This window comes from Exiguobacterium sibiricum 7-3, assembly GCF_000620865.1.
GTDB lineage: Bacteria > Bacillota > Bacilli > Exiguobacteriales > Exiguobacteriaceae > Exiguobacterium_A > Exiguobacterium_A sibiricum_A.
This window is the reverse complement of the sequence record NZ_KK211190.1, coordinates 461,847-474,019: the sequence shown is the minus strand read 5'-3', so window position 1 is coordinate 474,019 and position 12,173 is coordinate 461,847. Positions and strand designations below refer to the sequence as shown.

At 45.6% G+C, this 12,173-nt stretch carries 13 protein-coding genes; 4 read left to right on the top strand and 9 right to left on the bottom strand.

The window, feature by feature from the left end; genetic code table 11:
* Window positions 1-61: 61 nt before the first annotated feature.
* Window positions 62-208: a hypothetical protein gene (locus tag P402_RS16975; protein WP_160168605.1), complete on the bottom strand. Its 147-nt coding sequence runs from the start codon at window positions 206-208 to the stop codon at window positions 62-64.
* A 146-nt stretch (window positions 209-354) separates the two neighbouring features.
* On the opposite strand from P402_RS16975, the gene P402_RS16190 reads away from it, so the two are divergent.
* Window positions 355-1,236, top strand: a complete 882-nt coding sequence (locus tag P402_RS16190) for a helix-turn-helix domain-containing protein (RefSeq protein ID WP_034769671.1) — start codon at window positions 355-357, stop codon at window positions 1,234-1,236.
* A gap of 2 nt (window positions 1,237-1,238) precedes the next feature.
* Here P402_RS16190 and P402_RS0103395 read toward each other — a convergent pair whose 3' ends face one another.
* A complete protein-coding gene (locus P402_RS0103395; RefSeq protein ID WP_026827418.1) occupies window positions 1,239-1,427 on the bottom strand; it encodes a hypothetical protein in 189 nt (62 codons plus the stop codon).
* Window positions 1,428-1,727: 300 nt separating this feature from the next.
* The gene (locus P402_RS17035; protein ID WP_200868715.1) at window positions 1,728-1,901 is read right to left on the bottom strand and encodes a hypothetical protein; all 174 of its coding nucleotides are present in this window, start codon (window positions 1,899-1,901) and stop codon (window positions 1,728-1,730) included.
* 130 nt (window positions 1,902-2,031) lie between these two features.
* Between P402_RS17035 and P402_RS0103385 the strand changes: the two genes are divergently transcribed.
* Window positions 2,032-2,613 carry a TIGR00730 family Rossman fold protein gene (locus P402_RS0103385; protein ID WP_026827417.1) on the top strand — a complete coding sequence of 194 codons (582 nt, stop codon included), beginning with the start codon at window positions 2,032-2,034 and terminating at the stop codon, window positions 2,611-2,613.
* A gap of 41 nt (window positions 2,614-2,654) precedes the next feature.
* On the opposite strand, the gene galU is transcribed toward P402_RS0103385, so the two are convergent.
* The 3 genes from galU to P402_RS0103370 all read right to left on the bottom strand — a co-directional run bounded on the left by galU (window position 2,655) and on the right by P402_RS0103370 (window position 5,422).
* Entirely contained in the window at window positions 2,655-3,533 is an 879-nt protein-coding gene (gene galU / locus P402_RS0103380; RefSeq protein ID WP_026827416.1) for a UTP--glucose-1-phosphate uridylyltransferase GalU, read from the bottom strand.
* A gap of 111 nt (window positions 3,534-3,644) precedes the next feature.
* Entirely contained in the window at window positions 3,645-4,598 is a 954-nt protein-coding gene (locus tag P402_RS16180; RefSeq protein WP_051525114.1) for an ABC transporter ATP-binding protein, read from the bottom strand.
* A gap of 14 nt (window positions 4,599-4,612) precedes the next feature.
* Window positions 4,613-5,422 carry an ABC transporter permease gene (locus P402_RS0103370; protein WP_026827415.1) on the bottom strand — a complete coding sequence of 270 codons (810 nt, stop codon included), beginning with the start codon at window positions 5,420-5,422 and terminating at the stop codon, window positions 4,613-4,615.
* Window positions 5,423-6,244: 822 nt separating this feature from the next.
* On the opposite strand from P402_RS0103370, the gene P402_RS0103365 reads away from it, so the two are divergent.
* The gene (locus P402_RS0103365) at window positions 6,245-8,341 is read left to right on the top strand and encodes a 5'-nucleotidase C-terminal domain-containing protein (RefSeq protein WP_026827414.1); all 2,097 of its coding nucleotides are present in this window, start codon (window positions 6,245-6,247) and stop codon (window positions 8,339-8,341) included.
* Between the two features lie 82 nt (window positions 8,342-8,423).
* On the opposite strand, the gene P402_RS0103360 is transcribed toward P402_RS0103365, so the two are convergent.
* Complete coding sequence (locus tag P402_RS0103360; RefSeq protein ID WP_051525113.1) at window positions 8,424-9,839, bottom strand: ankyrin repeat domain-containing protein; 1,416 nt, start codon at window positions 9,837-9,839, stop codon at window positions 8,424-8,426.
* 360 nt (window positions 9,840-10,199) lie between these two features.
* On the opposite strand from P402_RS0103360, the gene P402_RS0103355 reads away from it, so the two are divergent.
* Window positions 10,200-10,394: a hypothetical protein gene (locus P402_RS0103355; protein ID WP_152538816.1), complete on the top strand. Its 195-nt coding sequence runs from the start codon at window positions 10,200-10,202 to the stop codon at window positions 10,392-10,394.
* 55 nt (window positions 10,395-10,449) lie between these two features.
* On the opposite strand, the gene P402_RS0103350 is transcribed toward P402_RS0103355, so the two are convergent.
* Window positions 10,450-10,962 (bottom strand): VanZ family protein, encoded by a 513-nt coding sequence (locus tag P402_RS0103350; protein ID WP_026827411.1) that lies wholly within the window; start codon window positions 10,960-10,962, stop codon window positions 10,450-10,452.
* Window positions 10,963-11,088: 126 nt separating this feature from the next.
* Window positions 11,089-12,108 (bottom strand): fatty acid desaturase, encoded by a 1,020-nt coding sequence (locus tag P402_RS0103345; protein WP_026827410.1) that lies wholly within the window; start codon window positions 12,106-12,108, stop codon window positions 11,089-11,091.
* Window positions 12,109-12,173: the final 65 nt, after the last annotated feature.

Here is a 12,173-nt window from a genome sequence, read left to right as displayed (position 1 = left end):
ATAATAATAAAAAGGGCTTCAGACCTGTGACGGAATGAAGCCACGTCATCAAGCGACGTCATCATGAAGTTTTTAGTTCTCGTTTCGCTGGCGGTTTGATCCGGTCCATTTCCCGACTTGCCAAGGGTGCGACCGAGACAGTAGCAACATTTAAGCACCAGCCGTAAGATGTCATGGTCCGGCGCGATTCTTTAAAGGTGAGATTCATAGGAGTTACCCCTTTCTTTCGTTAAAATGGCAGACAACACGTTGACGACTTGTTGAACTAAAAATTTGGTATCAGATCCCGTTCCCTCTTATAATGGAGAAGGGTATCGTTTTCTCAAATCCACTGGACAGAAAGGACAGAACCCGATGGATCAATTCACGTCACCGCAGATTGGTCTTGCCCTTCGCCGTCTTCGCAAGAAACATAAGCTGACACAGAAGGATTTGGCGAATGGAATTTGCAGCCAAGCGGAAATCAGTAAGATTGAAAGTGGGACACATTCTCCGACCGTTGATTTGCTATACGCGTTATCACGAAGACTACAAGTTCCAATCACAGTCTTTTTAGATCACACCGAGCAACAAAATTCAATAAAAATAATAGATGAGTCTTTAGTATCTAGATTTCGAAATCAAGAATTTTCTAGTATTTATCAAGAAACAAAATTTATTCTGCTTGCCAGAAGTAAAGGAGTAGAGTTAGAGTCAACTTTACTTTATAAATATTATTTTTACTTATGTGCTTATCGACTCAATAAAATAGATTACAGAACCTGTATTGTTGAATTACAGCAATTATCGGAAAAGTATTCAACAATCCATTATTCTCCCAATATGTTAATACGAATCAAATCAGCTATCGCTAACTTATACTCTGAAAATAAAATCTATCAACATAGCATTAAAGTTTATGAAGAGATATTACAATTGAATTTTGATAGCGATGAGCTACTAATTAACAAAATAAGAATTTCATATAATTTTTCAAAAATATTACTTGATTTTAAAAGACCCGAACAAGCATTAAAGCTCATAAATGATGCAATTGATCAAAGCTTAAATTTCAAAGATATGTCATTATTAGGACAACTTTTTTCTCAAAAAGGAGCTTGTTTAGAACAATTAAATCACGATAGACAAGAAATTTCTGATATATACGAAAAAGCCTATTTTTTATTTGATTTATTACGTATGGACGAATACAAAAAAATTATTGAAACGGTCAAAGAAAAATATATAAAGAAATAAAATTATACTCGTTTTACTGAATATTCGAGCGGTAAGCCGTTCCCTGCTACATCACGTTTTACTGAATACTCGAGCGGTAAACCGTTTCCTGCCACATCAATAGTTTTAACAGAATCAATAGTTCCTAGACCAAGTGATGCAGTTAAAGCAAGTGCTCCAGCAACTAATCCTAATTTCTTTTTCAAGTTCATAATGAATAACCTCCTAATTTTTTTGTCTAGCTTCGTAACAACATCATATATCCTTAGACCCCCTTCGGATATTCGAATACGAATATTTAGTGTGTTTTGCACATTATTTACACTTACCACATCTTTTGGCTTAGGTCATAGGTCACGAAACGTGTATCTTTTTTACATTTTATCCATCTTTGTGTCGATAAAGTGTATGAAAATAGATTTTTTAGAATATTCAATCACTCTAATCTCTTTGATTCTTCTTCACAAAAAAACCCGTTTCGTTTGCAGCACGCAAACGAAACGGGTTTAGCCTTATTTTGACGAACGGCGCAACGCAACAAAATAACCTACTCCAAGCAGGACGACCAGTCCAAGCAGAATGCTGCTGACCGTTGTTCGGGCAGGCGATTCCGGAATCCAAATACCGATTGCAAGATTGATTGCCGCAATCAGCAATACGAGCCAGACGATGGTTTTGGGTCTCATCTTTTCCTCCTTCACTTTGACGTTTCTTGATTCGTTCTTCTTCGTGATATCCATACAAAATCCCTCTTATTTGAAACGTCATGATGTGATATGTTGACAGAAGACGATTTTTAATGAGGGGGACCTATGGATGAAAAAGTTAGCGGTATTTTGTGGTTCTAAAGACGGAGCAACACCTGTTTTCCGTGAAGCAGCGACTACTCTCGGAACAGCATTGGCAAGACATCGAATCGGGCTCGTTTACGGCGGTTCACGCGTCGGGACGATGGGTGCCGTTGCGGACGCTGTCCTCGCAGCAAACGGACAGGCAGTCGGTGTCCTGCCGCGTTTCCTGCAGGAAAAAGAGATTGCCCATCCGAATCTGACGGAACTTCATCTTGTCGAATCGATGCACGACCGAAAAGCCAAAATGGCGGAACTTGCCGACGGCTTCATCATCCTGCCGGGTGGTCCCGGAACGATGGAAGAATTTTTTGAAGTCTTTACATGGGCGCAGCTCGGACTGCATGAAAAACCGTGCGGTATCCTGAACATCGACGGCTATTATGATTCGCTCGTCCAACTGTTTCAGCAAATGGAGACGCAGGGTTTCCTGATTCCCGAACATGCTGCGATGCTGATCGTCGAGTCTGATCCGGAACGACTGCTTGAACGGTTCCGGTCGTACAAGGCACCTCGTGTCAAGACTTACATGAAGCCGGAACAAACATAATAGAACCCTGCAAAGCTCACGTTGTGAGCTTTTTTTACGTTTTACTCCGTCCATCCCTTAACGTAACGGTGTAGCAAAGCTTTGACCTCATCCTGAATCTCCGCGTCTTCGAGCGCAAACGCTAACGTCGTCTCGACATACCCCATCTTTTCCCCGACATCGAACCGTTTCCCTTCGACCTCATATCCATAGACGTCTTCCTGTCCATTCAGCCGTTCAATCGCATCCGTCAGCTGAATCTCTCCGCCTGATCCGGCTTCCTGCGTCGCCAGGAATTTGAAGATGGCCGGAGTCAGGATATACCGCCCGATGATCGCCATATTGGACGGTGCTGTTCCCTGGACCGGTTTTTCGACGAACTGCCGGACCTGGTAACGACGTCCTGTCTGATTCAGCGGATCGATGATACCGTACCGGTGCGTATCTTCAGTCGGCACGTGACGGACACCGACGACCGATGCGTCCAGTTCTTCGTATTGATCGATCAGTTGTTTCAGACCCGGTTCTTCCGAGACGAGGATGTCGTCGCCGAGCAGGACGGCAAACGGTTCATCGCCGATGAAATGACGGGCACTCCAAATCGCATGTCCAAGTCCTTTCGGTTCTTTTTGACGAATATAATGAATTTCTGCCATCGTCGTCGAGGCATCGACCTCTTTCAATAAATCGAGTTTTCCTTTTTGACGCAGGATGTTCTCGAGTTCCGGTGCATGGTCAAAATGATCCTCAATCGCCCGCTTGTTTCGCCCGGAGACGATGATGATCTGTTCGATGCCCGACGCCACAGCCTCCTCAACAATGTACTGGATTGTCGGTTTCGTTAAAATCGGTAACATTTCTTTCGGCATCGCTTTGGTTGCCGGTAAAAACCGGGTCCCAAGACCGGCTGCCGGGATAATCGCTTTTCTGACTTTTGACATGCCCATTCCTCCTCGTCGCTTCATCCGCTACTTGATAAACATTCGCTTTCTAGTGTCTTGTTCCCTGTTTTAGAAAAAAAAAGACCAGAGACAAGTGTCCCTGATCCGTCCTTAAAATAATTTAGTGACTGCTTCCGTTAACGTCGCAAACGACGGTGTCTCATCAATGACCATCAGAGTGCCGGCTGCAAGTACAAGTAAACTGATCCCTGACAAGATCCACCCCGGATGTTTGACCGTATCTTCCGCATCGGTGTTTTTCTTGCCTGGTTTTGCTTGTGCGCCCTGCTCCTTCAGACGATCCCGCCGATACTGGTGCTGTTCTTCTTTCGTCAGCTTCTTGTATTCAGTCAGGAACTTCTTGTATTCCGGTACGACTTCCTTCGTCGTCCCGTCGAGCTTGACCTGTCCGTATTCGAGCCAGATGACCCGCTCACAGAAGCTCCGGATTTGGTTTAGCGAGTGACTGACGAAGATGATTGTTTTGCCTTCGTTTTTAAACTCGTTCATCTTGTCGATACACCGGTTATAGAATGTCTGGTCACCGACCGACAAGGCTTCATCGACGATCAAGATGTCGGCGTCGACATTGACGGCAATCGCAAATCCGAGTCGTGACTTCATCCCGCTCGAATATTTTTTAATCGGTTGATCGATGAAATCTCCGATATCCGCGAAATCAATGATACCCGGCATCCGGCGTTCGATTTCTGCATCGTCCATCCCGAGCATCAAACATTTCAAATGGATGTTCTCACGACCGGTCAGCACGTTTTTCAGCCCCTGGGACACAGCGATGATCGCTACTTCCCCATTGATCGCGACGTCACCTTCATTAGCGTAGATGATGCCGGAGATTAAGTTCGACAGCGTCGATTTCCCGGAACCGTTGATCCCGACAAGACCGACGACTTCACCGGACCCGATATCAAGTGAGACATCGCGGAGCGCCGTGAACGTCTTGACGTTTTTACTTTGATTCTTAAACAGTAGCTTGAATTTTTCTTTTGTCGTCGTGACCATATCAAACCGTTTCGTGACATGGTCGAGTTTTATCATAGACATGGCGATTTCCTTCCTTAAACGAGCTCGGTGAATGATTTACGGAACTTGATGTGTAAAAACGTTCCGGCTGTGAACAAGAGCAATGTCACGCTCCAGAAATAAAGTCCCGTCGGCCACTCTTGCCAGACCCAGGCACCGCCAAGCAGACTGGCACGGTATCCTTCAACAAGGTAAAAGACCGGGTTCAGACGAAGCACACCATGTAAGACGTCCGGGAACCGTTCGATATTCCACAGAATCGGTGTCAGATAAAAGAGCATCCGCATCATTGACTGCAGGAACAATTGAATGTCTTTGACGAGCGTAATCAATGTTGAGAAACAAAGTGAGAACGCATAGACGAAAATGTAGGTCGCTGCCATATAATACGGGAGCTGGAGTAACTTCCATGTAATCGGAATACCATTTAGGATGATGACGATGAAGACGATCAGGAGCATCGCGAAATGTTGATACATCCGCGATAAGATGACATACGATGGAATTGCACTCATCGGGAAACGCATTTTCGTTACCATCGCCAGTCGACTGTTGATCGAGTTCGATCCGCGCAACAAAGCATCGTTGATGAAGAACCAGACGACGATTCCGCAGAGGAGCCAGACGATGAACGGCGTATCACCGTCGACGTTTTTATTCCCTTTCAGACCGACACCAAAGACGAACCAGTAAATAAAGATCTGTAAACCGGGATTCAAAAGCTCCCACAAAAGTCCAAGTCGTTGCTCCGCGTGCGCCGATTTAATCTCATAACGGGCGAGGCGGCGAATCAGCGGAAAATTCTCCACTTGTTCGCGGATGATGCTTTTCATTTCTTTCCACATAATTAATTTCCTTCCGATCTGTAAAGGTACATGTATTTTAGTTCCGTTGCATCCACTTCAAAATAAAAAAACGGGCTCCGTTCGCGATTCTTCAAACGAACGACCGACCGCGGACAGGCAGATGCCTGCACGTTGATTGATTCCTCCCTTCCTTTTCCAAGCACTCTTCTCCTATTAAAAAGTAGGCACCAGGTGCCATACACTTAATCAATTCTAGCCATCGTTAAAATTCATGTCAATGTATTGGGCAAACCGACACCAAACTGTAGCTTTCTGACCGACAAAAAAACCAGTTAGCAACGATAGAAAAGACATCGCTGTTAACTGGTTTCGAATGGGATAGAAGTGGAAATTCAATCGTCGTGGGCGGGGATGACAATCCCCAAATCAATAAAATGCTCATTACACATAAAATGACCAGAACCATGGTTCCCTGAATCGTCTCTTTCATCGTCTCATTGCTCTCCTCCCGCTATTTTCCTCGTTTCTTCATCATACAGAATTCGCACTCTGAACTCCACCAATAGATTATCAATTAATGGGAATGTTTGACGATTTGATGTATGTTTCCATTTCTTTTTTTAATCAGACAGATTATAATGAAAGCGTTATCATTTTTTGAAATTAGGTCCAATTAACTGGATTTTTGTTCCCTAACAAACATCTGTCCCTGGTTGTTATGTCGTCCGACCTAAGAATTTACGAATTTTACAAAAGTTTTATCGCACCAGATACCTAGAACGACTTATAGTAGAAGAAGAGGTCAACGATCGCATTTCGACCTTGTATTCATACACCCACTTTGAAGGAGGATTTTTACGTATGTATAAATCAAAACCGCTTTACGCGGCAGCCGTCGCTGTCGCCCTGACGACATCGGCAATCGTGCCGGTTGCGCAGACTACTGTATCCGCAGCAACGCATGTCAAAGTCAAAACGGTCAAACTCAAGTCACTCGTCTTCACAAAAGGTGCCCCAGTCAAGTTACCGGCTACATACAAGGGCGAGAAAATCACGTGGAACAGTTATGATCGTCACATCTTCAACCGCTATCAGACGATCAAAGGAACGTATGGCAAGAAGAAATCACCGATCGAAGTAAAAATCCTCATTCAAAACTATGCCGTGAAGTTCGTCGAAAGTGTTAAAGAACAGACGATCTATGTCGGTGAAAAACCGGAACTTCCAAAAACATTGGCTGTCCTCTATGCAACAGGCCGCGTCTATGACAAGCCGGTGCATTGGACGAAAGTCGATACGAGTGAAGCCGGCGTGAAATATGCTGTCGCAAGCTACACACGTCTCGGTAAGACGATTACACTTAAAGCAAAAATCAACGTCCTCGATATCAATAAAGATGACTTCTCGATCGGTTTGATGCACACGAACGATACGCACGCAAACCTCGATAAAGCACCAAAACGCGCTACCGTCATTAAAGAACTCCGTACTGCCTATAAAGCAGACGGTACTCCGTCACTTTTACTTGACGCAGGCGATGTCTTCTCTGGTTCGCTTTACTTCAACAAATTTAAAGGCCAAGCTGATCTTGAGCTCATGAACTATATGAAATACGACATGATGACGTTCGGTAACCACGAGTTCGATCTCGGAGATGCGGACAATCATTTAGCTTTACAAGAATTCGTCACGAAAGCCAAATTCCCGTTCATCACAGCGAACGTTGATTTCAGCAAAAACGAATTACTCGGTGGTCTGCAATCGAAAACGATCACAGCGGGTCCTGAAAAAGGCAAAATCTATCAAGGAATCATCAAAGAATACAAAGGACAAAAAATCGGCTTCTTCGGTCTGACGACAGAAGAAACAGCGGATATTTCGAGTCCGGGATCTGTTGCCTTTGCGAACTACATCGATAGCGCGAAAGCAGCCGTCAAGAAACTGGAAGACCGTGGCGTCAACAAGATCGTCGCCTTGACACACATTGGTTTTGACGATAATCCGGCAGTCGACAACGACCAGTTGCTCGCACGCAATGTGGACGGCATCGATGTCATCGTCGGTGGTCACTCGCATACGAAACTCGAAACACCGGTCGTCGTTGATGATACGATCGTACCGGGTAAAGCAGAACCGACAATCATTGCCCAAGCCTACCAATACGGTGATTTCCTCGGTAACCTGAACTTGACGTTCGATTACAAAGGGAAATTGACAGAGTATAAAGGATCATTGATCGACGTCTCGAAAGCAGCGGAAGATGCAACGGCCGCTTCGATTCTCAAACCATATGCCGATCAAATCACAGAACTCAAAAACGAAGAAGTCGGCGCCAACATCGTCAACGAACTCGTGAACCCGCGTGGCGAAGTCAGCGTCCGCAACAGTGAAACGGCACTCGGAAACCTGATCACGGACGGTATGCTCCAAAAAGCGAAAGAATATAACAAAGATACAGTCATCGCCATGCAAAACGGTGGCGGAATCCGTGCTGCCATCAATGCCGGTCCACTCACAGTCGGTGAAGTCTTAACGACTCTTCCCTTCGGTAACACACTCGCGACAGCGAAATTGACAGGTCAGGAAATCAAAGACCTGCTTGAAATCAGCGTTGGTGTCGCACCAATCGAGAACGGTGGCTTCCTCCACGTCTCGGGCATGAAGTTCGAGTACAGCAGCAAACTCGCGAAAGGCGACCGTGTCACGAAGATGGAAGTCAAAAACGGCGACACGTTCGAACCACTTGACTTGACGAAAACGTACGTCATCGCAACCAATGCCTTCACGGCTAAAGGTGGCGACGGACTTACGCCGTTCGAAGTTGCTTATAAAGCGGGACGTGTGACGGATCTTGGTCTGTCGGACTGGGAAAACCTCCGCGACTTCACGAAGTCACTCGGCGAAGTCAACTACTCAATCGAAGGTCGAATCATCGATACAAAAGCAGAAACAAAATAAGTCATCAAAAAAAGACCGGGCTTAACAGCCGGTCTTTTTGCATTTACAGGAGGCGGATCCATATCCCCTCCTGTTTTTGTGTTCATAACGTCTGGGTCTGATTTTGTTTCAGCAAGGCGATGATGTCATCGAGTTCATATTCCTGTGCCATCATCAGCGGTGTATAACCATCGGCATTTTTGATCGCCGGATCCGCGCCACGCTCGAGCAAGAGTTTGACCGTCTCTTTTCCTTCGCCCTCAACGGCGTGATGGAGCGGTGTATATTTCTCGTCATCCTGCTGATTGATTTTTTCGCCCCGTTTTAAGTACAACTCAACCAATTCCTTGTTGTTGCTGTAGACCGCGGTGATGAACGGCCGTTCGCCGAACTCATTGACGGCGTCGACGTCGCTCCCGGCAGCCAGCAAGGCTTTAAAGACTGTATCCAGCCCTTTACTTGACTTCCGGTACCCAAGATAATGCAAAGCCGTATCTCCGTCAGCATCGACTGCTTCCATGTCACTCTTCGGAATCAACGCTTCGATTTCTGCCAGTGTCCCCTTTTGAATTGCCGCCATCAGTTTCGATTCTCCAAGATCTTCTTTTGCAGTTGTCTGTTGTTCGACGGAAGAGACACTGTCTGTCAACCATTGGGGCAGTTTAAGCTCTGTCGCAACGAAGACCAGACCGGCCAGTCCCAGACAACTCAGACTGACGAGGACAACACTTGCTACACGGGCAGATCGTTTTCGTGACGCGTCGAGTCCGGCAAACGTCAATCGACGGGAAATGGACGATTGGTTTCGGAACAGTTCGCTGAGTACGGCGGCAAACGGCATCGGTTGTCGTTTTTGATCGATGTAGGCGGTCAGGTTCAACGTCTGCCAGGAAACTGGACCAACGACAGACCGGACGAGCGCTGTAACACGTTCCTCTTCCGTTAGACAAGCCAGTGCCATACGGTCAGCTGTCTCTTCACACGCCCTGAGATACGCACTTCTAAGGAAAGGCACCCAACTCCCGAGTAACAGCAGCATCCGTTTTTCTTCATAGTTTTGTTTCAAATGGACGAGTTCGCGTATCAGTTCGAAGCGCGTCGTCTCATCGACCGAATAACCGGTCGGTAAGACAAGCAGATACTTTTGAAACAAGCCGATCGTCCGCGGACGGTTGATTGTCTTATGGTTGGTTACGGTGATTTCCGGCACTTTCCAAAATCCCAATCGTTCAGCGTCCTGTCGAAGTTGTTCATAAACGAGTGGCTGCTGCTGTTCGTTCAAGACAATCCCGTCCGTCCGGATCGTCATTACCCGGTTCCACTGGCGCACCCAGACGATACCGAGCAAAAGAAGGACCATGCCGACGATTACAATTCCTATCGTTCCCAGTGCCAGGACAACGATGACTAAACCACAACCTGTCGCAACCGTACTCAGTAAAAGTAACCAAAAATAAAGTTTTTCGCGTATTGTAGCAGACGGCTTTCTTTGTCTGATTTGTTTCATTTTTTCATTCATTGGTTCACCTCTTTTTCTTACTTCTCTTATCATACCGATAATTCCATAAGAGTTCCAAGTCAATTCTTGTTAATACATAAAAAACTATTTTTAAATATATTTTAGATATAAAAATAAGTTTTTTAAAATCATGTCTAAAGACCTATATTTAATATAATTTATTCCAGTAAAAATCATATTAAATAGATTTATTGAAGCGATATAAGGATTCCTTGTAACATTTGAAATATTTTAGATGTGATTCTTTAGAACCACAAACGTTTTCTTACTAGGTGAGACAAAAGTCATTGATATAAATTGCATTCCGCATTTTAATACCATATAATAACTAATAGAATGAAAAAAATGGGAGTGATTTTCTTGGGGTTATTAGGACTTTTTAATAAGGAATATACGATTCAGTATCATGTCATTGAACAGGATGAAGTAGTCGATACGGACCGCCTGATCATTAAAGCCGGCGACCACACAGCTGCACGAAAAAAAGCGGATACGATGCTTCGTAAACAATTTGGTCGGACGCAATACAAAATCGAGTGGGTCCAACGCTTCTAATCGTTCAAATACCCGGTCGCCTCAGCAAGATTGAGACGACCGGGTATTTTTGTGTTTAGCTCGATTGCTGATATTCCGATTTGACAAGGCGATCGGCTTTTAGGAAAAGACGAAGCGCAGTGTAGAGGACAATCCCGAAGGCCGCACCACTTCCGTCGATGATGACGTCTCCGACTAACGGCGTCCGTCCGCCGGTCAATTGCTGATGAAACTCATCAAAGACTCCGACCGTAATCGCTGTAGTCGCGGCAAAGAAAGCAGCTGGAACAGGCCGGTATCCCCTTGTACGTAGGACGTGGACAAGGCTTGTCCCGAGGATGAAGAACAGACCGGCATGCATCCCTTTACGGATGAAGAACTCGAGGAACGCCGCTGGACCTAACGACGCGACACTGATCGGCACCTCATAATGAAACGAGACGAACGAAAAAGCATAGACCCAGCCGAGTGGGATATGATTGGTCAACAACGGAATCAGCGATTGTTGCTGATAACTCATCGAACTGAATCCGAATAATAAAAGCAAGATAGCTCCTGCCATGATGTAGCCAATCGATGGACGACGCATCCGAACATCCCTCCTTTCAATACTTGCCATCGTACCACGGATGTCAAAACGACACATACGGCAAAAGTCGGAGGGTTCAACAAAAAAATGCCTTACTCCTCTTGAAGAGAAGTAAGACACGATTGATCACATGACAGATGTTTTCGGTTCACGCAAGAGATGCTTGATTTCGCCGAATGTCACAAACGTTTTATTTTTAGCATCATACAGCTTGTAGCGAAGCGACTTCAGACTTGAGAACAATCCGATCGTCGTCGCTTTTTGAAGCGGTGGTGTCGCCGTATGGGCTTTTTCTAAGTTGTAGTTCGGCACACGTGGACTTAAGTGGTGAACATGGTGGAAACCGATGTTCCCTGTCACCCACTGCAAGACTTTCGGCAATTCATAATACGAGCTGCCTTCGATTGCGGCCTTGACGTAATCCCATTCACTCTCATCTTCGAAATACGAATCTTCGAACGTATGCTGGACGTAGAATAACCAAATTCCGAGTACGCCTGCCGTGAACATCGTCGTTCCTTGAATGATCAGGAATGCCTGCCATCCGATGAAGTAAATCATGATGCCGTATAAGACGATCAATGAGGCATTGATGACATGCGTATTGATGCGTTCTTTTTTCCGGGCGTCTTTCCGATTGAAGCGGCTGACGACAAGAATCAACAGGAGTGGTCCAAGACCAAACATGACGAGCGGATTCCGGTAAAGACGGTACTTCAGACGTGTCCATTTTGAGGCTTCGACATATTCTTCAATCGTCATGACCCAGATGTCACCGACACCGCGTTTGTCCAAGTTGCCGCTTGATGCATGGTGGATCGAGTGCTCACGTTTCCACTTCTCATACGGGAACAAGGTTAGGATGCCTGTGATCGTTCCGACGATCGCATTGGCTTTTTTGTTTTTAAAGAATGACCCGTGTGTACAGTCATGGAAGATGATGAACATCCGGACGACGAAACCGGCTGCGACGATCGCAAGCGGAACAGCGAGCCAAACGGAAATCTGCAAGGCTTGATACGCCAGGAACCAGGCGACGAGAAACGGCAAGATCGTATTGATCATCTGCTGGACGCTGGATTTGACGTCTGCCTTCTCAAAAGGCGAAACGTGTTTGCGGAGCTGGGCGATTTTTTCTTTACTCATGTGTTGCTTCCTCCTCGAATTCGTACAGCGTTCACGACGCTACTATGAAATGAACTTGATATAAA